Here is a 23554-nt window from a genome sequence, read left to right as displayed (position 1 = left end):
CTGACATGCTCTATTGGTTAACCGCGCTGTCGGATGGGGGCGATCTTTTCAACCTCTTCCGCTACATCACCTTCCGCGCGGGCGGGGCGTTTCTGACGGCGCTTCTGTTTGGGTTTCTGTTTGGGCCACCGCTGATCAATGTGCTGCGCAAGAAGCAGGGCAAGGGTCAGCCGATCCGCGATGACGGCCCCGAAGGGCATCTGGCAAAGGCCGGCACGCCCACCATGGGCGGGCTGCTCATCGTCGGCGCGCTGGTGACGGCGACGCTGCTCTGGGCGCGTTGGGACAATCCCTTTGTCTGGCTGGTGCTGTTTGTGACGCTGTCCTTTGCGCTGATCGGTTTTGCCGATGACTATGCCAAGGTCTCCAAGCAGAACACCGCAGGCGTACCGGGCAAGCTGCGGCTGGCGCTTGGGATCACCATTGCGGTGATCGCCGCCCTCTGGGCCTCGGCCTATCATCCGGTGGAGTTGCAGAACCAGCTGGCGCTGCCGGTGTTCAAGGATACGCTGATCAACCTTGGTCTGTTCTACGTGCCGTTTTCGATCTGCGTGATCGTCGGCGCGGCCAATGCGGTGAACCTGACCGATGGGCTTGACGGGCTGGCGATTATGCCGGTGATGATTGCCACCTCGACCCTCGGGGTGATTGCCTATGCGGTGGGGCGTGTCGACTTTACCGAATATCTGGATGTGCATTACGTGCCCGGCACCGGGGAAATCCTGATCTTTGCCGCGGCGCTGTTTGGCGGCGGTCTGGGCTTCCTTTGGTACAATGCGCCGCCAGCGGCGGTGTTCATGGGCGATACCGGCTCGCTCGCCCTTGGCGGGGCCTTGGGCGCCATTGCGGTGGTCACCAAACACGAGCTGGTGCTGGCGATTGTCGGCGGGCTGTTCGTGGTGGAGGCGCTGTCGGTGATCATTCAGGTGCTCTATTTCAAGCGCACCGGCAAACGGGTCTTCCTGATGGCGCCGATCCATCACCACTATGAGAAAAAGGGCTGGGCGGAGCCGACCATCGTGATCCGCTTCTGGATCATCTCGCTGATCCTCGCGATGATCGGTCTGGCCACGCTGAAAGTGCGCTGAGCCACGCCGGATCGCCGCCGCGCAGGTCATCCTGCGGGGCGGTGTGCCGATCTGGTCTGATATCTGAAACCGCTCGGGGCTGAAAATGCCTTGGGCGGTTTTGCGTAAGAAGAAGGCGGCGCCGCCGGAGGGGCGGAGGGTGGATGACCTTTGCCAGGGGTCATCTCCGTCTGTCGGCCTGTGCGGATCCCCATACGCCCGGAGTCTTGACCTTGAAAGGGTCAGTTGGGCGGGGACGTTCTCCTGATCTTGGTGTTGCAACGGATGTGAGCATAGCGCTGCCGCCTGAACGGATGGTAAGCCCTGCGTGCGCCGGGCTGGCAACGGCGGCTCAGAACACCGACCAGTCCATCTCCCGCGCCAGCCGCTCCATCGCTTCGGTGCCCAGTTTCGAATTGCCGTTGCGGTCCAGCCCCGGCGACCAGACGGCGATGCTGGCCTTGCCCGGTACGCTGGCCAGAATACCACCGCCAACCCCGCTTTTGGCGGGCAGGCCGACGCGATAGGCGAACTCGCCCGAGCCATCGTAATGCCCGCAGGTCAGCATCAGCGCATTGAGCCGCCGCACCCGGTCCAGCGAGACCAGCCTCGGACCGACACCGGCGCCGATCAGGAAACGGCCGGCACGGGCCAGCTGGGTGGTGGTCAGCTCGGTGGCGCAATGGTGGAAATAGGTGCCGAGCACCTTGTCCGGGTCATTCTTGAGATTACCGCAGGAGGCAAGGAAATGGGCATGGGCGAAATTGCGGTGCCCATGGGCGGTTTCGGAGCGGGCAACCGCGCCATTGATGTGGATATCGTCATCCTCGGCGGCGGCGCGGATAAAGCCCAGGAATTCGGCCAGCGCATCGCGCGGTTCGCGGCCTGCCAGCACCTCATCCGTGGTGACAATGGCGCCTGCATTCACAAACGGATTGCGCGGTCGGCCGCGTTCATGTTCCAGCTGCACGATGGAGTTGAAGGCGGTGCCGGAGGGTTCGCGACCAACCCGCTGCCAGAGCTGATCGCCGGAGCGCCCGAGCGCAATCGCCAGCGTAAAAAGCTTGGTGATGCTCTGGGCCGAGAACCGCGTGGCGGCATCCCCGGCGCTGTAGATCTGGCCGTCGGCGGTGGCCACGGAGATGGCAAACTGGTGGGGATCGACTTGCCCCAGTTCGGGAATGTAGCTGGCCACCTCGCCCCGGTCGGGATCGTCGCGAAGATCGCGGTTGATGGCATCGAGGATCTGCTGCAATCGCGCGTCCATGGCTGTGGGGCCTCCCAATTTTTGGCCGACACTAGCCGGGTGTCGGCGGACTGGCAAACGCAACGGGACTGGTGTTGGTTCCCCTGATCGGGTAGCGATTCGAGCAAAGATCAAATGGGAGGGCAGGCGATGATCCCTGTGACCGGATTCGAAGGCGCAACTGTAGCGGTGCTGGGGCTTGGACGGTCTGGCCTTGCCACCGCGCGGGCCTTGCGTGCAGGCGGGGCAGAGCCGGTCTGCTGGGATGACAACCCCGGCGCGCGGGCCCGGGCCGAGGTCGAGGGGTTCACCTGCCGGGATCTGCTGAAATCCGGCGCCTTTGACGATGTTGCATCGCTGATCGTCTCGCCGGGTATTCCGCATCTCTACCCCAAACCCAACCCGGTGATCCGCGCAGCGCTGGTGGCGGGGGTGCCGGTGGACAATGATATCGGGTTGTTCTTCCGGTCCATCGCGACCCAGGGCTGGGAGCAATACGATCAGGCGCCGCGCATCGTGGCGGTCACTGGCTCCAACGGCAAATCCACCACGGTCGCGCTGCTCCACCATATTCTTCAGGAGGCCGGTCGCGAAAGCCAGCTGGCGGGCAATATCGGCCGCGGTGTGCTGGATATTGATCCGCCGGGCTCCGGGGGCGTGGTGGTGCTGGAGCTGTCGAGCTATCAGACCGATCTGGCGCGGGCGCTGACGCCGGATGTGGCGGTGTTCACCAACCTCAGCCCCGATCATCTGGACCGGCACGCGGGCATGGGCGGCTATTTCGCGGCCAAACGCCGGCTGTTTGCCGAAGGCGGCCCGGATCGTGCGATCATTGGCGTCGATGAGGATGAGGGGCTGTATCTGGCCGGTCAGCTCTCGGAGGCGGCCAGCGATGACCGGGTGATCCGCATTTCGGCCAGCCAGAAACTGACCGGACCGGGCTGGCAGGTCTTTGCCCGCAAAGGGTTCCTGAGCGAATACCGCAAGGGGCGGCAGGCGGCCTCGATTGATCTGCGTCAGATGCAGGGGCTGCCGGGCGCGCATAACCATCAGAATGCCTGTGCGGCCTATGCGGCAGCGCGGGCACTGGGGCTGGCCCCGCGCCTGATCGAGGAGGCGCTGGCCAGCTATCCGGGTCTGCCGCATCGCAGCCAGACCATCGCGACCCATCAGGGGGTGCGCTATGTGAATGACAGCAAGGCCACCAACCTTGACAGCGCGGCCAAGGCGCTGAGCGCGTTTGACAATATCCGCTGGATCTGTGGCGGGCTGGAGAAAGAGGGCGGCCTGGACGCCCTGCGCGGCCAGACCGGCAAAGTGCGCAAGGCCTATGTGATCGGTCGCGAGGCGGCAGGCTTTGCCATGCAGCTGGATGTGGAGGCCGAGGTCTGCATCACCATGGCGCAGGCGGTGGCCCGGGCCGCCGCTGAGGCGGAGGCGGGTGATACCATCCTTCTGGCCCCGGCGGCAGCGAGTTTCGACCAATATGACAACTTCGAGCAGCGCGGAGAGGATTTCATCGCCGAGGTGCAGAAGCGACAGGGGGAGGCCCCGGTGCAACCCGATGGGGAGACAATCTGATGGCCGAGACGACAGCGCCGCAGAACACGGTGATGCTGGCCTTTCAGGTCATTCCCCGGCTGCGTGAGGGCAATAACTTCGAGGTTGTGGACCGCGCGATTGATGTGGTGAAGGCCTCAGGCCTGCCGTTTCAGGTGGGGGCGATGGAGACCACGATGCGTGGTGAGCTGGATCAGCTGCTGGGGATCGTGAAACAGGCCGAACAGGCCTGTCTCGATGCCGGGGCGGTGGAGGTGATCACCAATATCAAGATCCATACCACCACGCCCGATGCGCATGACACCTTCTGCACCTATACGCGCGGCGTCACGCCGGCCAATAAGGTGTTTATCGAGGAGTGACGCGAGGGGTGAACGGGGCGGCGTTTCTTGCTGGCCCGAGCGGAGACTCCCGAGGCTCAGCCCTTGGCGGCGATTGCGGTTCCGGCCGCGACACCGGAGGCCCAGGCCCATTGGAAGTTATAGCCGCCCAGCCATCCGGTCACATCAACCGCTTCGCCAATCGCATAAAGCCCTGGAACCGTCTTGGCCTCCATGCTCTTTGACGACAGCGCATCGGTGTCGATACCGCCCAGCGTCACCTCGGCGGTGCGATAGCCTTCGCTGCCCGAAGGGGTGAGCGTCCAGTTTTCCAGTTGGTCGCAGAGATCGCGCAAGGCGGCGTCGGACTGGTCGGCGAGCCGCCCCTTCAGGGCGAATTCAGGGGCCAGGAACTCCACCAGCCGTCCGGGCAGGTGACGGGCCAGTTCGGTGGTCAGATCCTTGCGCCCGGTTTCCTGACGCTGGCGGCGCAGGTGATCAAACAGCGGCGTTTCCGGGATCAGGTTGACGCGGATCTGCTCCCCCTCGCGCCAGTAGGACGACAGTTGCAGCACCGAGGGGCCGGAGAGGCCGCGATGGGTGAACAACAGCGCCTCGTCAAAACTGGTGCGCTCATTGGAAAGCCGTGCGGGCAGGGCGACGCCCGCAAGAGGTTTGAAGCGGTCTTCGGAGAACGTGAACGGCACCAGTGCCGGGCGGGTTTCGGTCAGCGGCAGCTCAAACTGGCGCGCCAGATCATAGGCCAGACCGGTCGCGCCCATCTTCGGGATCGACTTGCCGCCCGTGGCAATCACCAGATTGCGCGCGGTCAGCACCTGCGGCTTGCCCTCTCGCTCCACCGCGACGCGAAACCCATCCGGGCTGCGGCTTACCGAGGTGACGGAGGTCTGCAACCAAAGCTCGGCCCCGGCGGCCTGCATCTCCTGCACCAGCATGGCGACGATCTGTTTGGCCGAGCCATCACAGAACAGCTGGCCCAGTGTCTTTTCATGCCAGGCGATGCCGTGGCGGTCCACCAGCTCGATGAAATCCCACTGGGTGTAGCGCGCCATGGCGGATTTGCAGAAATGCGGGTTCTGCGACAGGTAGTTTTCGGGGCTGGCGTACATATTGGTGAAATTGCAGCGCCCGCCGCCGGAAATGCGGATTTTCTCGCCCGGCGCCTTGGCGTGATCAATCACCAGCGTGCCTGCGCCGGAGCGGGTTGCACACATCATGCCGGCCGCGCCGGCGCCAAGGATCAGGGTTTCATATGCCATGCCCGGCCATAGGCGCGGATAACTGCCAAAGGCAAGAGGAAGAGGGTGGCCTGAGGCAAAGTTTCCGGTTACTGTTTGCCTAACGATCCCGAAAACGGGACGGATGACGAGGCAGATAGTGGCGGTACTTCCATGACTGAAATGGTCTATGGCGCGCTCCCCGTACAGGCGGGCGAGCCGATTCTACCCAAATGGTGGCGGACGCTGGACAAATGGACGATGTCCTGCGTCCTGATGTTGTTTGTCATCGGGCTGCTCTTGGGGCTGGCCGCTTCGGTGCCGCTGGCCGAGCGCAATGGGTTTGACAATTTCCACTATGTCGAGCGGCAGGCGATTTTTGGTATCACCGGGCTGGTGGCGATGCTGATCACCTCGATGATGTCGCCAACGCTGGTGCGGCGACTGGCGGTGATCGGGTTTATCTGCGCCTTTGTCGCGCTGGCGCTGCTGCCGGTGTTTGGCACCGATTTCGGCAAGGGCGCGACGCGCTGGTACAGCCTCGGCTTTGCCTCGTTGCAGCCGTCGGAGTTCTTGAAGCCCGGATTCATCGTGGTGGCGGCCTGGATGATCGCCGCGAGCCAGCAGATCAACGGCCCGCCGGGCACGCTGATGTCCTTTGGCCTGTGCCTGACGGTGGTGCTGATGCTGGTGATGCAGCCTGACTTTGGTCAGGCCTGTCTGGTGCTGTTTGGCTGGGGCGTGATGTATTTCGTGGCCGGTGCGCCGATGCTGCTGTTGGTGATCATGGCGGCGGTGGTCGTGATGGGCGGGGTTGTGGCCTATTCCAGCTCCGAGCATTTCGCCCGCCGGATCGACGGCTTCCTGAACCCTGAAATCGACCCGACCACCCAGATGGGCTATGCCACCAATGCCATCCGCGAAGGTGGGTTGTTCGGTGTCGGCGTTGGCGAGGGCGAGGTGAAATGGTCGCTGCCGGATGCCCATACCGATTTCATCATCGCAGTGGCGGCCGAGGAATACGGGCTGGTGCTGGTGGTGATCCTGATCCTGCTTTATTCGGCGGTGGTGGCCCGCACGCTGTTCCGGCTGATGCGGGAGCGCGACACGTTTATCCGGCTTGCCGGAACCGGTCTTGTCTGTACCTTTGGCGTGCAGGCGATGATCAACATGGGCGTTGCGGTGCGGCTCTTGCCGGCCAAGGGCATGACTCTGCCGTTTGTGAGCTACGGTGGCTCCTCGCTGATTGCCGGCGGGATCGCGGTGGGGATGTTGCTGGCGTTTTCGCGGTCGCGCCCGCAGGGCGAGATTGCAGACTTCCTGCGCGGACACGGGCGCGGCTGAGCCTGCCCGATTGAAGCGCACCCCTCGGTCTGCCCTGCGCGGTCGGGGGGGTGAGTGAGCAGAGACAGAAAGACCGAAAATACGATGGCGCAGAAATTGCTCTTGATGGCGGCGGGTGGCACCGGGGGGCATATGTTCCCCGCGCAGGCCCTGGCCGAGGCGATGCTGAGACGCGGCTGGCGGGTGAAACTGTCAACGGACGCGCGGGGCGCGCGGTACACCGGCGGCTATCCGCATACCACCGAGATTGCCGAGGTGCCCTCGGCCACCTTTGCCCGCGGCGGGCTGCTGGCCAAGGCGATGGTCGCGCCGAAGATCGCCGCAGGTGTCACAAGGATGGCGATGCAGATGCGGCGGGACCGGCCTGACGTGGTGGTCGGCTTTGGCGGCTATCCGTCGATCCCGGCATTGGGGGCTGCGACCCTGCTGAAGCTGCCGCGTATGATCCATGAACAGAACGGTGTGCTGGGCCGGGTCAATCAGCTGTTTGCTCCCCGTGTGGCCGGGGTGGCCTGTGGCGTCTGGCCCACGGCGCTGCCGGAGGGGGTTGATGGCGTCCATGTCGGCAACCCGGTGCGCGCTGCGGTGCTGGAGCGGGCAGGGGCCGGTTATATTCCGCCGGGTGACTATCCGATGTCGGTGCTGGTGATGGGCGGCAGCCAGGGCGCGCGGATTCTGTCGGACGTGGTGCCCGCAGCGATTGCCGCACTGCCAGAGGCGCTGCGCAGCCGGTTGCGGGTCTCGCATCAGGCGCGCGATGAAGATGGTGCGCGGGTTGCGCAATTCTACGCCGAACAGGGGATCGCGGCGGATGTGCAGCCGTTTTTCACCGATGTGCCCGCCCGCATGTCGGAGGCGCAGCTGGTGATCTCGCGCTCCGGTGCGTCGTCGGTTGCGGATATCTCGGTGATCGGCCGCCCGTCGATCCTGATCCCCTTTGCCGCGGCGGCTGGCGATCACCAGAGCGCCAATGCCCGTGGGTTGGTCGATGCCGGGGCGGCGATCCTGATCCCGGAAAGCGCTCTTGACGTTTCGGCGCTGACAGAGCAAATGAGCGCGGTTCTCAGCAATCCCGATGGTGCCAGCCAGATGGCACGGGCCGCCTTGCAAGTGGGTATTCCCGATGCGACCGAGCGGCTGGTGGGGCTTGTTGAACAGCTGTCCGAGGAAGGAATGACATGAACCCTGCGACCAAACTCCCCGGTGATGTGGGCCCGATCCATTTTGTTGGCATCGGCGGCATCGGCATGTCCGGCATCGCCGAAGTGCTGCTGAACCTTGGCTATGTGGTGCAGGGCTCGGATCTGAAGGCGTCAAAGATCACCAACCGGCTGGAAGAGCTGGGCGCGCGGATCTTTGTCGGGCAGGCGGCGGAAAACCTGGAAGACGCGGCGGTTGTGGTCATTTCCTCGGCGATCAAACCGGGCAATCCAGAGCTGGACGAGGCGCGCCTGCGTGGCCTGCCGGTGGTCCGCCGGGCCGAAATGCTGGCCGAGCTGATGCGGCTCAAATCCAACATCGCCATCGCAGGCACCCATGGCAAGACAACGACCACCACCATGATGGCGGAGCTGATGGTGGCCGGTCATTTCGACCCGACCATTGTCAATGGCGGCATCATTCACGCCTATGGGTCGAACGCACGGATGGGCCAGGGCGAGTGGATGGTGGTTGAGGCCGACGAAAGCGACGGCACCTTCAACCGCCTGCCCGCAACCATTGCGATCGTCACCAATATCGACCCTGAGCATATGGAGCATTGGGGTGATTTCGACACGCTGCGCGACGGGTTTTACGACTTTGTCTCCAATATTCCCTTCTACGGCGTCGCGGTCTGCTGCACCGACCATCCCGAGGTGCAGGCTCTGGTTGGCCGGATCACCGACCGCCGGGTCGTGACCTATGGGTTCAACGCGCAGGCAGATGTGCGGGCAGTCAACCTGACCTACAAGGCGGGCGTGGCGCATTTTGATATTCATCTTCAGGCCGAGGATCGCGTGATCGAGGGCTGCACTCTGCCGATGCCGGGGGATCACAATGTCTCCAACGCGCTGTCGGCAGTGGCCGTGGCGCGCCATCTGGGCATGAAGAGCAGCGAGATCCGCGAGGCTCTGGCGGCCTTTGGCGGCGTCAACCGCCGCTTCACCAAAGTGGGCGAAGTGGACGGTGTCACCATTATTGACGACTACGGCCACCACCCCGTCGAGATCACTGCCGTGCTGAAAGCGGCCCGGCAGGCCTGCGAGGGCCGGGTGATCGCGGTGCATCAGCCGCACCGTTATTCGCGCCTGTCCAGCCTGTTCGAGGATTTCTGCGCCTGTTTCAACGAGGCCGATGTGGTCGCCATCGCCGAGGTCTTTGCCGCGGGCGAAGACCCGATCGAGGGCGCCGGGCGCGACGATCTGGTGGCCGGTCTGATCCGTCATGGCCATCGCCACGCCCGCGCGCTGCTGGACGAACCCGATCTGGAGCGGCTGGTGCGTGAACAGGCCCGACCCGGCGATATGGTCGTCTGCCTTGGGGCGGGTACCATCAGCGCCTGGGCCAATGGTCTGCCCGAGCGGTTGCGGGGCTGAGGGTGGCTGGCGTGATCTCCTATCCGCGGGCGAGGGTCCCGGCGGTTGAGGCAGCGCCATGCTGAGCCTGCTGGCCTCTGTCCTGTGGGTGTTCATTGCCACCGGCGTGGCCGCCCTGCCGGTTCGCTGGCAGCGAGGGCCGGGGATTGCGCTGGTCGCTGTGGCGCCGGTGCTGATCTATTTCCTGGGGCGAGACCACGGCTGGTTTGCCGCTGCCTTTGGCTGTTTTGCGCTGGTGTCGATGTTCCGCCGTCCGCTGCTGCATGTGCTGTCGCGCCTGCGCCGAGCCTCCGGGCCGGAGGTTGGCGAATGACGCAGTCGCTGATCCTGGCCTGTCTCTGGGTGGTGGCCGCCAATGTGCTGGCGATGCTGCCAAGCCGGGACAATCACTGGTCGCGCGCCTATCTCCTGATTGCCTTTGGCATCCCGCTGCTGGGCTATGTCACCTATGAAAACGGTCCCTGGTGGGGGCTGGCGGCGCTGTTTGCGGGCATGTCGATGCTGCGCTGGCCGGTGATCTATCTGGGCCGCTGGCTGCGCAACCGCCTGAGCCGCAGCTGAACCCCGCCGATTTCCACGAATGAGCGCTCTGCCCTTTGCGCCGGGCTGTCGGCTGGGCCATTGTGTGCATGGGCAAAACCAGAGTACACGCAGGGCCGGTCCGGGCTGCTGAGTCTCGTCGTCGTTTGCCCGCTGGGTGCTGCGTCGGCTCGCTTGGCCGGGGTGGACGCCAAGACAGGCAGGGGCAGAGCATATGAACATCGACGGGCTGCGCGGCAAGCTTCATCCGAATCGCGATCTGGCAGGGTTGACCTGGCTGCGGGTTGGCGGACCGGCGGACTATCTGTTTCAGCCTGCCGATGTGGAGGATCTGGCGCATGTTCTGCGGTCTCTGGATCCGTCGGTGCCGGTGTTCCCGATGGGGGTCGGCTCAAACCTGATCGTGCGTGATGGCGGGTTGCGGGCGCTGGTGATCCGGCTGGGGCGCGGGTTCAACGCGATTGAGGTCGAGGGCGACACGGTGACCGCTGGCGCTGCTGCGCTGGACGCCCATGTGGCCCGCAAGGCCGCGGATGCGGGGGTGGATCTGACATTTCTGCGCACCATCCCCGGTTCGATCGGTGGCGCGGTGCGAATGAATGCCGGTTGCTATGGCAGCTATGTCGCAGATGTCTTTCAGTCGGCAACGGTGGTGCTGCGCAGCGGTGAAGTGGTGAGGCTGAGCGGAGAGGACCTGAAGTTCGCCTACCGTCAGAGCGACCTGCCGGAGGGGGCGGTGCTGGTTTCGGCGGTGTTGCGCGGCCCGATGGGCGATCCCGAAGCCCTGCATGCGCGCATGGAAGAGCAGCTGGCCAAACGCGATGCCACCCAGCCGACAAAGGACCGGTCAGCCGGGTCGACCTTTCGCAATCCGGCGGGGTTTTCATCGACCGGTCAGGCCGATGATGTCCATGATCTGAAGGCCTGGAAAGTGATTGATGATGCCGGAATGCGCGGCGCCCGGCGCGGCGGTGCCCAGATGAGCGAGAAGCATTCCAATTTCTTGATTAACACAGGTGGCGCATCTGCCGCAGATCTTGAGGGATTGGGCGAAGATGTCAGAAAAGAGGTTTACGCCAATTCTGGCATAACGCTAGAGTGGGAAATCATGCGGGTGGGGGATCCGCTTTCCAAATAGCCGATAAAGGCCATGTTTTTCAGAGAGTTATCTCTGATCAGCAGGTTGTTCCTGTGGGAATCGCAGCAGCTGGCGAACTGGAAAAGCGCGATCTTGGTAAAGGCACTGTTAACGGGCCGGTAACGTTTATGACGTTAATGTGGTGACAGCGAACCACAGTGGTCCGTCCGGTGCGGGGAATAGACCTCGCAAGACGAAAAAGCAGGCCTTGGCCTGCGCGAATTGGGGTCAATTTACGACCGCATAACAAGGGGCGAGAAGCCCCGGAACATTTGAGGCGCTTGTCGTGAGTAAGTCGAGCAGGACACTCCCGAAAGTGGCGGTATTGATGGGTGGCCCCTCGGCTGAACGCGAGGTGTCTTTGTCCACAGGGCGCGAATGCGCCACCGCGCTGCGGGACGAGGGATATCAGGTTACAGAACTGGACGCGGGTCCGGATCTCGCGGCGCGTTTGCAGGCGGATCGTCCTGACGTGGTGTTCAACGCCCTGCATGGCCGCTGGGGCGAGGATGGCTGCGTGCAGGGGCTGCTGGAATGGCTCGGCATCCCCTATACCCACTCCGGCGTGCTGGCCTCTGCCCTGGCGATGGACAAGCAGCGGGCCAAATCCATCTATCGCGCCGCAGGTCTGCCGGTTGTCGAAAGCGGCATCTATTCCAAGACCGAGGTGATGGCCGGCCATGTGATGGCGCCGCCCTATGTGGTGAAGCCGAATAACGAAGGCTCCAGCGTGGGGGTCTATCTGGTGAATGAAGTCGCCAACGGTCCGCCGCAGCTGTCGCAGGACATGCCCGATCAGGTGATGGTCGAGAGCTTTGCCCCCGGCCGCGAGCTGACCACCACCGTACTGGGCGACAGACCACTGACGGTGACCGATATCCTGACCGACGGCTGGTATGACTATGACGCCAAGTACAAACCCGGTGGCTCGCGTCATGTGCTGCCTGCGGATCTCCCGGAGGAGATCTTTGCGCTCTGTCTCGAATATGCAGTGAAGGCCCATGAGGCGCTGGGGTGCCGGGGCATCAGCCGCACCGATTTTCGCTGGGACGAGACGCGTGGCGCCGAGGGGCTGATCCTGCTGGAGACCAATACCCAGCCCGGAATGACGCCGACGTCGCTGACGCCGGAGCAGGCGGAACATGTGGGTATGACATTCGGGCAGCTCTGCGCCTGGCTGGTTGAGGATGCGACATGCCCTCGCTGATCACGCGGTTTCGCAAACCCCGCGAGGGGCGTTCCGATCCTGCCCCCTCCCGTCTGACCTATCGCATCCAGCGCTGGATGCTGACCCCGGGCATTCGCTTTGGTGTGCGTTTTGGCATTCCCTTCTGTCTGGTCTTTGTGGCCGGCACCGTGTTCATGGCGGATGAGGCGCGACGCGACCGGTTGCAGGTGATGATCAGCGATCTGCGGGCCTCGATCGAGGAGCGCCCCGAATTCATGGTCAATGTGATGGCCATCGACGGGGCGGGGCGCAGCGTGGCCGAAGATATTCGCGAAGTGGTGCCGATTGATTTTCCCATCAGCTCCTTCGATCTGGATCTGGCCCAGATCCGCGATGAAATCACCGGTCTGGATCCGGTGCGGACGGCGGATGTGCGGATCCGCCCGGGTGGGGTGCTTCAGGTCACGGTGGAAGAGCGCAAACCCGCAGTTGTCTGGCGCAGCCGCGAAGGTCTGGCGCTGCTGGATGCCAATGGCGTGCATGTGGCTGAGCTGGGCGCGCGCAATATGCACCCGGATCTGCCGCTGGTGGCCGGGCGCAATGCCGACGACGCCATTGAGGAGGCGCTGCGGCTGTTTGCGGTGGCCAAGCCGCTGGGACCGCGGATGCGTGGGCTGGTGCGGATTGGCGAACGGCGCTGGGATCTGGTGCTGGACCGTGGCCAGCGGATCATGCTGCCGGCCGAAAATCCGGTGCCCGCATTGGAGCGGGTGATTGCCGTCAGCGAAGTGCGCGATCTTCTGGAGCGTGATGTGGCGGTGGTGGATATGCGCCTGGCGGCGCGTCCAACCGTAAGAATGACCGAAAACGCCGTCGAGGACTGGTGGCGGATCCGACAGTTGAACGCAGGCGGGCTATGATATGACCGATCTCTACCAATCCCAAAGAGCCATGCGGCAGATGCGACGCCAGGCGATGCAGCGCGGTGTTGTGGCCATTCTGGATGTGGGCAGTTCCAAGATTGCCTGTCTGGTGCTGCGTTTCGACGGCACCGGGCGGCTGAGCGAGGATAATTCCATTGGGTCCCTGGCGGGGCAGTCAGGGTTCCGGGTGATCGGCGCGGCCACCACGCGCTCGCGCGGGGTGCAGTTCGGCGAGATCACCGCCATGCAGGAAACCGAACGTGCGATCCGCACGGCGGTTCAGGCCGCGCAGAAGATGGCCGAGGTGCGGGTGGATCACGTGATCGCCTGTTTTTCCGGGGCCAATCCGCGATCCTACGGGCTGGATGCGCAGGTGGATCTGGAAGGTCAGGTGGTGACCGAGAATGAAATCGCCCGCGTGCTGGCGGCCTGCGAGGTGCCGGAATATGGCGCTGGACGCGAGGTGCTGCATGCCCAGCCGGTGAACTTTGCGCTGGACAACCGGTCGGGTCTGAATGACCCGCGCGGACAGATGGGGCAGACGCTGGCGGCGGATATGCACATGCTGACGGTTGATGCGCTGACCGTGCAGAATCTGGTGCGCTGCATCCAGCGCTGTGATCTGGAGCTGGCGGGCATCGCGTCCTCCGCATACGCGTCCGGGTTTGCGGCACTGGTTGAGGATGAGCAGGAGCTGGGGGCGGCCTGTATCGACATGGGCGGCGGCTCGACCTCGATTTCGGTCTTTATGAAGAAACATATGATCTATGCCGATGCGGTGCGTATGGGCGGTGATCACATCACCAGCGATATTTCGATGGGGCTGGGGGTGCCGACGGCCAACGCTGAGCGGATCAAGACCTTTCACGGTGGCGTCCATGCCACCGGCGCCGATGACCGCGAGATGATTGATATCCACGCCGATACCGGCGACTGGGAACATGACCGCCGCACTGTCAGCCGGGCCGAGCTGATCGGAATCATGCGTCCGCGTGTCGAAGAAATCCTTGAAGAAGTCCGCGCGCGTCTGGATGCCGCCGGGTTTGACAGCCTGCCAAGCCAGCAGATCGTGCTGACCGGAGGCTCCAGCCAGATTATGGGTCTGGACGGGCTGGCGAGCCGGGTTCTGGGGCAGCAGGTGCGCCTCGGCCGGCCTTTGCGGGTTCACGGCCTGCCGCAGTCGGCAACCGGTCCCGGCTTTGCCTCCGCCGTTGGTCTCAGCCTGTTTGCCGCCCATCCGCAGGATGAGTGGTGGGATTTTGAGATGCCGGTGGACCGCAACGCCAGCGGCACGCTGAAACGGGCGGTAAAATGGTTCCGCGACAACTGGTGAGGCCTCTGTCGGAGCAGGGGGTGCAGGCCCGCTCCGCGCCTTCGCAGCGCCGCCTTCATTAATCAAATGTTAACGAAAAACTTCGCTGGCAAGGCGGTTTCGCGGGTGACAGCGAAATCCTGCCGCGTTAATGTTCCGGTAACGACCGCATCATGCGGCGCATGTAGGCCGAGCAGTGGCCACCAGTATCAGTGACGAGATGTGCTTTCGAGGGCTTTGGTTTTCGGAGGCTGCCGTCATGTTGTGGTGTGTTGCTGGGCTTTCCACAGCATTTGCCAAAATCGGCGAAATGTCGCGAAATTAGACAATACTATGTCTATATTTTGTGGAAAATAGCGCTTTTTTGGATGACGCGACTCGTGCTGCGCGGTAGGATTGTCGCAAAGATGGACAGGAATAGGCCCTTGCGGGAGGGCTGATAACACAGGCGGAACGAGCATGACCTTGAACCTTTCGATGCCCGGCCAGGAAGAGCTGAAGCCCCGGATTACCGTGTTTGGCGTCGGCGGGGCAGGCGGCAATGCCGTCAACAACATGATCGACAAACAGCTGGACGGCGTGGATTTTGTCGTCGCCAATACCGACGCGCAGGCGCTGCAGCAAAGCGCCTCCAAAAGCCGCGTCCAGCTGGGCATCAAAGTCACCGAAGGTCTGGGCGCCGGCGCGCGCCCCTCGGTTGGGTCTGCCGCTGCTGAAGAAAGCATTGAACAGATCGTTGATCACCTCGCGGGCGCGCATATGTGCTTTATCACCGCAGGTATGGGCGGCGGCACCGGCACCGGGGCTGCGCCGATCATCGCGCAGGCCGCCCGTGAACTGGGTGTGCTGACCGTTGGTGTTGTCACCAAGCCGTTCCAGTTCGAAGGCAACAAGCGGATGCGTCAGGCCGAGGAGGGTGTCGAAGCCCTGCAAAAGGTCGTCGATACGCTGATCATCATTCCGAACCAGAATCTGTTCCGTCTGGCCAATGAAAAGACCACCTTCACCGAGGCGTTCTCGATGGCGGATGATGTCCTTTATCAAGGTGTCAAAGGCGTGACCGATCTGATGGTGCGTCCGGGTCTCATCAACCTCGACTTTGCGGACGTGCGCGCCGTGATGGACGAGATGGGCAAGGCGATGATGGGCACCGGCGAGGCCGAGGGCGAAGATCGCGCCGTGCAGGCCGCCGAGAAGGCCATCGCGAACCCGCTGCTGGACGAAATCAGCCTCAAGGGCGCGAAGGGTGTTCTGATCAACATCACCGGCGCACATGACCTGACGCTGTTTGAACTGGACGAAGCGGCCAACCGCATTCGCGAAGAGGTCGATCCCAACGCAAACATCATCGTCGGCTCGACCCTCGACACCGCGATGGAAGGCAAGATGCGGGTTTCCGTTGTGGCGACCGGTATTGATGCCGTGGATGTGCACTCCGACATTCCGGTGCCGCGCCGTCCGATGTCGGCACCGCTGAAGCAGACCGTCAGCGTCGAAGACAGCCGCAGCGCCGCGCCGCTGGAGCTGAGCACCCCGGTTGAGCAGCCCGCAGCTGCCGCCGAACCCGTGGCCGCCGCTCAGGAAGAGCCGTCGCTGTTTGCGGAGTTCGACGATGGTCAGGCCGCCGCTGAAGGTCACTATGAAGAGGTGCTGGAGGACGCAGGCGAACAGCTGGGCGCCGACGGTCTGCCCGCACCGGCCTATCAGGGCACGCCCGCGCCGGAATTCCAGCCGCAGGCCGAAGTTGCGGCCCATCAGGCCGAGAGCTTTGTGGCACCAAAGGCGCCCGCACCCGGTACCCCGTCGCCAGAGGCGATCGTGCGGCTTCAGGCGGCTGCGCAGCGCGCCCAGCCTCAGCAGCCGATGCAGCAGACACAGATGCAGCAGCGCCCGTCGATCGACACGGTTCAGCCGCGGGCTCCGCAGCAGGTGCAGCAGCAGCCTCAGCAGGTGCAGCAGCCTGCCGCAGCGGGTCACGAACAGCGCCGCTTTGGGCTCAATTCGCTGATCCATCGCATGACCGGCAGCGCCGCTGAAGGCCAGGCCGCCAAGCCGCAGCAACCGGCACGTCAGCAGCCGCCCATGCAGCAGGCCGCCGCACAGCAGGCCCCGATGCACCAGCCCCAGGTTGCGCATCACGGCCAGCAGGCGGCACCCGCAGCGCAGCCGCAGCGGCAGGCGAACCCTGAGCAGGAACGCATCGAAATTCCCGCATTCCTGCGCCGTCAAGCCAACTGAGCTGATCACATATAAGTCAAAAAGGTCGCCATAGGGCGACCTTTTTTCGTTTTGAATCAGCGAGTTGGTGCCGGTTGGGCAGGGTTTTGCCGATCTGTTACAGGGATGTTTCATTCCGTTACAAAGATTGAGTTGAGCCTAACGAAGTGACACCTTACCTCTGTTCCGCAACAAGGGCCCAAGTACGGCCCACCCTTACGGAATGAGGCCATCGTGCAGAATACGCTTAAAGCATCAGTGACGTTTGACGGTGTGGGGCTCCACTCCGGCAAACCCGTTCGCATGATCCTGAAGCCTGCATCGGCTGGCCACGGCATCTGCTTCCGGCGCACTGACATCGCTTTGGGCAACACCATGGTGCCGGCGCTTTGGGACCGGGTCGAGCGGACGCCATTGTGCACGCGGCTGGTCAATGCCTCCGGTGTTTCGGTTTCCACGGTGGAGCATATCATGGCCGCGCTGGCGGGCTGTGGCATCCACAATGTGATGATTGATATCGACGGCCCGGAAGTGCCGATCATGGATGGGTCTTCGGCGCATTTCGTGCGGGGCATCATGCAGACCGGTATTCAGCGCCTTGCGGCGCCGGTCACCGCCTATCAGATCCTGAAGCCGGTGAGTGTCAGCCATGACGGTGCCACCGCCACCCTGTTGCCGAGCAACCGCCTGACCATCGAGTTCCACATCGACTTTGCCGAGACGGCGATTGGCCGTCAGAGTAAGACGCTGGATCTGCGCAATGGTGCCTTTGCGCGTGAGCTTTGCGACAGCCGCACCTTCTGCCGTCGCGTTGACGTCGAAAGCATGCAGGCCAATGGTCTGGCGCTGGGGGGTGTCCCCGGCGAGAACGCGGTTGTGTTCGACGGCCCGCAGGTCGAGAGCGGCGCGGGTCTGCGCCACTCGGATGAGCCGGTGCGCCACAAGATGCTGGACGCGCTTGGTGATCTGTCGCTGGCGGGTGGCCCGGTCTTTGGCCACTATATCGGCGAGCGTGCCGGTCATTCGCTGACCAACACATTGCTGCGGGCGGTCTTTGCGACACCCGGCGCGGTGCGTCAGGTGAGCTGCGATGCGGCGATGACAGCGCGCCTGCCGGGGCAGGGGCTGGTCTGGGCGGAGATCCCGACCGATGCGCGCCGCGTAGCGTAACTGAATTGAGGCTATCGGGCGGGAACGTCGGCTGGGGGGCCTGACGTTCAACCTGGGTTCCCCCGGACAATCGGGGTGCACCCGGCGCCAACCGGACCGCGGGCTGCAACGACAGTACTCCGGTCACTCGCGAACTGATGATTGCAGCACAGACGCCGGGCGCAGACTGCACCACAGTTCGATCCAATACAGGCCTATGCGTTGGCGCAGCCCGACCGGGGCAGATTGCGCCGGGGGCACCGGGGGAGATCTTCGAGCCGTCCTTAGGTCGTGACCCTAGAGGGGCGGGGCGGTTCGAAGATCACACCGGCGGCTTCACGGCGCAGCGCGCGGCCTCAGCGTGCCCCAACGCGGCTTGCCGGGATTTGTCCAGATCCCGTTTGGTTCGGATCCTTGCAGCGCTCACCTCATATTGACCAATGTTTTCGGATGCGGCGAACCCCGGCGCGGCATGGGGTATCGGCTGGCGTGGGCCATGTTGTGGCGGGCGGGGGCTGTTTCGCACTCTTGACCCCGCCGCGCTTTCTCTGCCAAGTGGGCGGGAAATCGGTTAAAGACGTTTTGCGCGTCAATTGAATGTGCTAGACCGGGCAGAACCGGGGTTCACACCCGTAAGTAAATGACGGTGAGGTTAGGCGAACATGATGGGCATGGGGGCGGCAGCCAAAACCATCGGCGCGGTTCTACTCGTAGCTGCGCTTTCGGGATGTGGCGGAGACGGGGGCGCGGCCAAGAGTTCGCAGCCACTTGACGGGTTCACCCCGGAGCAGATCTACGAGCGCGGCGAATTCGAGATGGAGCGCAACCGGACCGAGGATGCGGCCTTTTACTTCTCCGAGATCGAACGTCTTTACCCCTATTCCTCCTGGGCGAAACAGGCCCTGATCATGCAGGCCTATGCCTATCATCTGGGGCGTGACTACGAGGACAGCCGCGCTGCCGCACAGCGCTATATCGACTTCTACCCGACCGAAGAAGACGCCGCTTATGCGCAGTATCTGCTGGCGCTGAGCTACTATGATCAGATCGACGAAGTGGGCCGCGATCAGGGCCTGACCTTTCAGGCGCTGCAATCGCTGCGCACCGTGATCGAGGTCTACCCGGACAGCGAATATGCGAGCTCGGCAATCCTGAAGTTCGATCTTGCCTTTGACCATCTGGCGGGCAAGGAGATGGAGATCGGCCGCTACTATCTGCGCAAGGGGCATTATACCTCGGCGGTGAACCGGTTCCGCGTTGTGGTCGAGGATTTCCAGACCACAACCCATACCGCAGAGGCGCTGCACCGTCTGGTCGAGGCCTATCTGTCGCTGGGGCTGGTGAATGAGGCGCAGACCGCCGGTGCCATTCTGGGCCATAACTATCAATCGACCGAATGGTATGAGGACAGCTTTAAGCTGCTGACAGACAACGGGCTGAAAATGCGCGATGTCGGCAACAACTGGTTGAGCCAGATCTACCGTCAGTCCATCAAGGGGGAGTGGCTGTAATTGCCACTTCCGCAATTGGGGCCGGGCCATGCTGCGCGCGCTTGATATTCGCGATATCCTGATCATCGACCATCTTGAGCTGAATTTTCAGCCGGGTCTCAACGTGCTGACCGGGGAGACCGGGGCCGGCAAGTCGATCCTGCTGGATTCGCTTGGTTTTGTGCTGGGCTGGCGGGGCCGGGCCGAACTGGTGCGCCAGGGCGCAAAACAGGGGGAGGTGCTGGCCGAGTTCGAGCTGTCGCCAGACCATCCGGCCCATGCGGTGCTGGCTGAGGCGGGGCTGCCCGGAGGCGATACGCTGCTGTTGCGCCGGGTGAACACCGCCGAGGGACGCAAGACCGCCTGGGTGAATGACCGGCGCTGTTCGGGCGAGGTACTGCGGGCGCTGTCGGACACGCTGCTGGAATTGCATGGCCAGCATGATGACCGGGGCCTGCTGAACCCGCGCGGCCACCGCGCCATGCTGGATGAGTTTGCCGGTCTTGGCGATCTTCTGCGGACCGTCCGTGATCGCTGGGCCGCTGCCAGCCGCGCCCGAAAGAGCGTTGCCGAAACCCGCGCCGCGCTGGAGGCCATCCGCGCCGAAGAGGATTTCCTGCGCCATGCGGTGGCGGAGCTGGACGCGCTTGACCCGCAGCCCGGCGAGGATGCTGCACTGGATCAGCGCCGCCGCGAGATGCAGTCCGCCGAGCGGATCCGTGGCGATATCCAGCGCGCCCAGAGCATCCTGACCGATGGTGCCGAGACGGCACTGGGGGATGCGCAGCGCTGGCTGGAAGGGGTCTCTGCGCAGGCAGACTCGGCGCTGGATGCGCCGATTGCGGCGCTGTTGCGGGCGATGATCGAACTGGGTGAGGCGCAGGATGGCGTTGCCCGTGTGCTCGACGGGCTGGAGTTCAATCCCGGTGAGCTGGAAGAGAGCGAGGAGCGGCTGTTTGCCATCCGCGCGCTGGCCCGCAAACATGATGTGCTGCCTGATGATCTGGGCGGCTATGCTGAAACCCTGCGCGAGAAACTGGCGGCGGTGGACGCCGGGGATCAGGATCTCGCCGATCAGGAGGCCGCACTGGCCGAGGCCGAGGCGGCCTATGCGGGGGCGGCGGCGCAGCTGTCGGCGGCGCGGCGGGAGACGGCGGCGGCACTGGATGCGGCGGTGATGGCTGAGCTGGCCCCGCTCAAGATGGAACGCGCGGTGTTTGAAACACGCCTGACCGAGGCCGAGCCGGGACCGGAGGGCAAGGACGCGGTTGCCTTTACCGTGGCCACAAACCCCGGCGCGCCGGCGGGGCCGCTGAACAAGATCGCTTCGGGCGGTGAGCTGAGCCGCTTTTTGCTGGCGCTGAAGGTCTGCCTGCGCGGCGAGACCGGCAATCAGACGATGATCTTTGACGAGATCGACCGCGGCGTGGGCGGCGCGACGGCGGATGCCGTGGGGCGGCGGCTGAAGGCGCTGGCCGATGGCGGGCAGGTGCTGGTTGTGACCCATTCGCCGCAGGTGGCGGCCCAGGGCGCGCATCATTGGCGGGTGCAGAAGCAGGTTGTCGACGGGCAGACACTGTCGCAGGTGGTGCCGCTGGATGAGGACGAACGGGTCGATGAGCTGGCGCGTATGGTTTCAGGTGATACAATCACCTCGGAGGCCCGCGCCGCCGCCAGGGCGCTGCTGGTGGGCTGAGCAAAACTGTTGCCCGGATCGTTCTAAGCTGTTGAGTTTTCACGATGGCTTAACCAACCTGCCGATAGTTTGCCGCGTAAACAGACAAGAACGACACCGGGACAATCGGGTTCATGCCACAGACCATACGCTCCGCCATTTCCGCCCAGCTGGCTCAGGGGGTTGCTGGCGTGCGGGATGTCTGGCGGGTGCTGCGCCACCGGGGGCCGAGCCAGTTTCAATTCTGGTTTATCGCCTTGCTGATCGGGATCGCCGCCGGGTTTGCGGCGCTGTTCTTCCGCAAGGGGATCACTGCCTTTCAGGCCTGGGTCTATGGCGCGGAGGATGTGAATTTCCTGCATAGTTTCGCACAGGACATGCCCTGGTACTGGCTGATGATCATTCCGACCCTTGGCGGGCTGGTGGTGGGGCTGATCCTGCACCGGTTTACGCCGGATGCCCGGGTGCGATCCGTTGCCGATGTGATCGAGGGGGCTGCGCTTGGCGATGGGCGGGTGGAAATTCGCGCCGGTCTGGCGTCTGCCTGTGCCTCTCTGATCACGCTCAGTACCGGCGGATCAACCGGTCGCGAGGGGCCGGTGGTGCATATGGCGGGAGTGATCTCGACCTGGGTCAGCAATCGCATTCAGGCCGATGGCATCACCGGGCGCGATCTCCTGGGCTGTGCGGTGGCGGCGGCGGTCTCTGCCAGCTTCAATGCGCCTATTGCCGGGGCGCTCTTTGCGCTGGAGGTGGTGCTGCGGCATTTCGCGGTCCATGCCTTTGCGCCCATTGTCATCGCCTCGGTGGCCGGAACCGTGATCAACCGACTGGAATACGGCGATGTGACCGAATTCGATCTGATCACGCCGGGGGCGCTGCAATTCTACGTCGAGCTGCCGGCCTTTCTGATGCTTGGGCTGATCTGCGGGATCGTGGCGGTGGTGCTGATGCGGTCGATCTTCTTTGCCGAGGAAATCGGCAATGCTGTGCAGACAAAGCTGGGTCTGCCGCGATGGCTGCGTCCGGCGGCCTCTGGCCTGCTGCTGGGCGGGCTTGCGGTCTGGTTTCCCCATATCATTGGCGTTGGCTATGAAACCACGGTTCTGGCCCTCACGGGCGCGCTGGTGCTGCATCAGACCATTCTCTTTGCCATGGTCAAAACCGCGGCCGTGGCGATCACCATGGGCGGGCGCATGGGGGGCGGGGTGTTCTCGCCGTCGCTGATGGTCGGGGCGCTGACCGGGCTCGCCTTCGGGCTGATTGCGACCGCTGTGCTGCCGGATGTGTCGGGGACGCATACGCTCTATGCCTTTGCCGGGATGGGCGCCGTGGCGGCGGCGGTGCTTGGCGCGCCGATTTCCACGACGCTGATCGTGTTCGAGCTGACCGGCGACTGGCAGATCGGCCTGGCGGTGATGGTGGCGGTGTCGATGTCGACGGCGCTGGCGTCGCGGATTGTCGACCGGTCGTTCTTTCTCACCCAGCTGGAGCGGCGCAATATTCATTGCGCGGCGGGGCCACAGGCCTATCTGCTGTCGATGCTGCGCGCCGGAGCGGTGATGCGGCCCCTGGGCGATCCGCGCTGCGCCAGCGGGGAGGACTGCGCCGCGCTGATTGACCAGGGGCTGTCGGTCCGCGCCTCTGCCTCGCTGGAGGCGGCGATGCCGATCTTCGACCGGGCCGATCTCAGCTATCTGCCGGTACTGGCCGAAGGGGAGGGCGGCGATAATCCGCCGAATCTCATCGGGGCCCTTTACCACATTGATTCGCTGAAAGCCTACACCCGCGCGCTGGCTGCGGCGGCTGCGGAGGAGCATAGTTGAGGATTGAAAACTACGGCGGCTCATCGTCAATTTGCGACATTTCCCATAAGGCCGTCGCTTAAAGACAAGTTTACCCGCAAAAGACGATCCCAAATATGTGATATTTCTGAAACGGGTGTTCGCTTTTTTCCAGAAGAAATTTTAACCTTTATCGGCCCAGCGGCTTAAATATGGTTAACATAAGGATAATGGTGATCATTCTTCGGAAGTGAAAACATGCAAAACAAAACAATCAGCCCGACAGAGGCTGAAACAGTGGCGAAGGCAGTAGAGCAGGAAAATGAACGGGCGTCTTATGAGGCCCTGATCGACTATGTCGTTCAAAGCGCACGGGATGCACAGATGTTCTGTACCGGTGAGGCCGTCGAGGCCGCGCGTCAGCATCTTTGTCAGACCATCCTGAACTAGGGGGACATGCGACATCCGTCGCGCCTATTTGTTTCTTCGTCGGTATCTTATTTGGTCCTGGGGCAGGGGTCCGGGCGGGCTCTCTTCGGCCTGCAAAAACGGTAGCGAAATAACGATCAATATGATCGTTATACGTGCATCTTTCTAATTTCTGTGTCGGGAGAATATGTGAAGTCCGAATTTTCCGACCACGTCAGTGGCCGTTTTTCGGATCCGTTCGTGACCCATCAGATGGCGTTTTCCGACAATCGCGCGCCGCTGCGCCGGGGCCTGCGGGCGGTGGGTTGCCCGGTTCCCAGCGCGGTTTCCTGATGAGCGAAAGGCTGCTTATCCACGAAAAAGGCGCCCCGAGACGGG

Annotated in this window: 21 protein-coding genes; 19 read left to right on the top strand and 2 right to left on the bottom strand. The window is 63.5% G+C overall.

The genetic code is table 11. From position 1 onward, the window contains the following. Nucleotides 1-5 precede the first annotated feature (5 nt). Nucleotides 6-1088: a phospho-N-acetylmuramoyl-pentapeptide-transferase gene (mraY, locus tag VWY60_RS10610; RefSeq protein ID WP_061048820.1), complete on the top strand. Its 1083-nt coding sequence runs from the start codon at nucleotides 6-8 to the stop codon at nucleotides 1086-1088. Nucleotides 1089-1419: 331 nt separating this feature from the next. Here mraY and VWY60_RS10605 read toward each other — a convergent pair whose 3' ends face one another. Beyond that, the gene (locus VWY60_RS10605) at nucleotides 1420-2334 is read right to left on the bottom strand and encodes a glutaminase (protein ID WP_416536756.1); all 915 of its coding nucleotides are present in this window, start codon (nucleotides 2332-2334) and stop codon (nucleotides 1420-1422) included. 129 nt (nucleotides 2335-2463) lie between these two features. Between VWY60_RS10605 and murD the strand changes: the two genes are divergently transcribed. Both murD and VWY60_RS10595 read left to right on the top strand, forming a co-directional pair. Then, nucleotides 2464-3894 (top strand): UDP-N-acetylmuramoyl-L-alanine--D-glutamate ligase, encoded by a 1431-nt coding sequence (gene murD, locus VWY60_RS10600; protein ID WP_416540438.1) that lies wholly within the window; start codon nucleotides 2464-2466, stop codon nucleotides 3892-3894. Further along, nucleotides 3894-4235: a thiamine-binding protein gene (locus VWY60_RS10595; protein WP_340545040.1), complete on the top strand. Its 342-nt coding sequence runs from the start codon at nucleotides 3894-3896 to the stop codon at nucleotides 4233-4235. The genes murD and VWY60_RS10595 overlap by 1 nt, the downstream gene beginning before the upstream one ends. 56 nt (nucleotides 4236-4291) lie before the next feature. Here VWY60_RS10595 and VWY60_RS10590 read toward each other — a convergent pair whose 3' ends face one another. After that, nucleotides 4292-5473 (bottom strand): NAD(P)/FAD-dependent oxidoreductase, encoded by a 1182-nt coding sequence (locus VWY60_RS10590; RefSeq protein ID WP_416540437.1) that lies wholly within the window; start codon nucleotides 5471-5473, stop codon nucleotides 4292-4294. Nucleotides 5474-5605: 132 nt separating this feature from the next. On the opposite strand from VWY60_RS10590, the gene ftsW reads away from it, so the two are divergent. The 16 genes from ftsW to VWY60_RS10510 all read left to right on the top strand — a co-directional run bounded on the left by ftsW (nucleotide 5606) and on the right by VWY60_RS10510 (nucleotide 23509). Then, nucleotides 5606-6775 (top strand): putative lipid II flippase FtsW, encoded by a 1170-nt coding sequence (gene ftsW, locus VWY60_RS10585; protein WP_416536759.1) that lies wholly within the window; start codon nucleotides 5606-5608, stop codon nucleotides 6773-6775. An 84-nt stretch (nucleotides 6776-6859) separates the two neighbouring features. Then, nucleotides 6860-7957 carry a UDP-N-acetylglucosamine--N-acetylmuramyl-(pentapeptide) pyrophosphoryl-undecaprenol N-acetylglucosamine transferase gene (locus tag VWY60_RS10580; RefSeq protein ID WP_340545042.1) on the top strand — a complete coding sequence of 366 codons (1098 nt, stop codon included), beginning with the start codon at nucleotides 6860-6862 and terminating at the stop codon, nucleotides 7955-7957. Beyond that, nucleotides 7954-9351 carry a UDP-N-acetylmuramate--L-alanine ligase gene (gene murC / locus VWY60_RS10575; protein WP_340545043.1) on the top strand — a complete coding sequence of 466 codons (1398 nt, stop codon included), beginning with the start codon at nucleotides 7954-7956 and terminating at the stop codon, nucleotides 9349-9351. Before VWY60_RS10580 ends, murC begins: the two co-directional genes overlap by 4 nt. Before the next feature lie 58 nt (nucleotides 9352-9409). Continuing rightward, complete coding sequence (locus tag VWY60_RS10570; RefSeq protein ID WP_340545044.1) at nucleotides 9410-9664, top strand: DUF2484 family protein; 255 nt, start codon at nucleotides 9410-9412, stop codon at nucleotides 9662-9664. After that, nucleotides 9661-9912, top strand: coding sequence for a DUF2484 family protein (locus VWY60_RS10565; protein ID WP_340545045.1), 252 nt, complete (start codon nucleotides 9661-9663; stop codon nucleotides 9910-9912). The genes VWY60_RS10570 and VWY60_RS10565 overlap by 4 nt, the downstream gene beginning before the upstream one ends. A gap of 193 nt (nucleotides 9913-10105) precedes the next feature. Next, nucleotides 10106-11029, top strand: coding sequence for a UDP-N-acetylmuramate dehydrogenase (murB, locus tag VWY60_RS10560; protein ID WP_340545046.1), 924 nt, complete (start codon nucleotides 10106-10108; stop codon nucleotides 11027-11029). A gap of 286 nt (nucleotides 11030-11315) precedes the next feature. After that, a complete protein-coding gene (locus tag VWY60_RS10555) occupies nucleotides 11316-12236 on the top strand; it encodes a D-alanine--D-alanine ligase (protein WP_340545047.1) in 921 nt (306 codons plus the stop codon). Next, entirely contained in the window at nucleotides 12224-13117 is an 894-nt protein-coding gene (locus VWY60_RS10550) for a cell division protein FtsQ/DivIB (RefSeq protein WP_340545048.1), read from the top strand. The genes VWY60_RS10555 and VWY60_RS10550 overlap by 13 nt, the downstream gene beginning before the upstream one ends. 1 nt (nucleotide 13118) lies before the next feature. After that, the gene (gene ftsA, locus VWY60_RS10545) at nucleotides 13119-14453 is read left to right on the top strand and encodes a cell division protein FtsA (protein ID WP_014874087.1); all 1335 of its coding nucleotides are present in this window, start codon (nucleotides 13119-13121) and stop codon (nucleotides 14451-14453) included. A gap of 438 nt (nucleotides 14454-14891) precedes the next feature. Continuing rightward, on the top strand, nucleotides 14892-16670 hold the full coding sequence (gene ftsZ, locus VWY60_RS10540; protein ID WP_340545049.1) for a cell division protein FtsZ: 1779 nt from the start codon (nucleotides 14892-14894) through the stop codon (nucleotides 16668-16670). A 213-nt stretch (nucleotides 16671-16883) separates the two neighbouring features. Beyond that, entirely contained in the window at nucleotides 16884-17819 is a 936-nt protein-coding gene (gene lpxC, locus VWY60_RS10535) for a UDP-3-O-acyl-N-acetylglucosamine deacetylase (protein WP_416536765.1), read from the top strand. A gap of 641 nt (nucleotides 17820-18460) precedes the next feature. Then, a complete protein-coding gene (locus tag VWY60_RS10530) occupies nucleotides 18461-19309 on the top strand; it encodes an outer membrane protein assembly factor BamD (protein ID WP_340545051.1) in 849 nt (282 codons plus the stop codon). 28 nt (nucleotides 19310-19337) lie between these two features. Beyond that, nucleotides 19338-20984 carry a DNA repair protein RecN gene (gene recN, locus VWY60_RS10525; RefSeq protein WP_416540436.1) on the top strand — a complete coding sequence of 549 codons (1647 nt, stop codon included), beginning with the start codon at nucleotides 19338-19340 and terminating at the stop codon, nucleotides 20982-20984. Between the two features lie 113 nt (nucleotides 20985-21097). Further along, nucleotides 21098-22789 carry a chloride channel protein gene (locus VWY60_RS10520; protein ID WP_416540435.1) on the top strand — a complete coding sequence of 564 codons (1692 nt, stop codon included), beginning with the start codon at nucleotides 21098-21100 and terminating at the stop codon, nucleotides 22787-22789. A 216-nt stretch (nucleotides 22790-23005) separates the two neighbouring features. After that, complete coding sequence (locus VWY60_RS10515) at nucleotides 23006-23197, top strand: hypothetical protein (RefSeq protein WP_416540434.1); 192 nt, start codon at nucleotides 23006-23008, stop codon at nucleotides 23195-23197. A 168-nt stretch (nucleotides 23198-23365) separates the two neighbouring features. Next, on the top strand, nucleotides 23366-23509 hold the full coding sequence (locus tag VWY60_RS10510) for a hypothetical protein (protein WP_416540433.1): 144 nt from the start codon (nucleotides 23366-23368) through the stop codon (nucleotides 23507-23509). Nucleotides 23510-23554: the final 45 nt, after the last annotated feature.

Origin of the sequence: Phaeobacter sp. JH20_26, from assembly GCF_048056275.1 — a bacterium.
In the GTDB taxonomy this organism is placed as follows: Bacteria; Pseudomonadota; Alphaproteobacteria; order Rhodobacterales; family Rhodobacteraceae; genus Phaeobacter; species Phaeobacter bryozoorum.
Note: the sequence above shows the minus strand (reverse complement) of the source record. Positions and strands in the feature narration are given on the sequence as shown.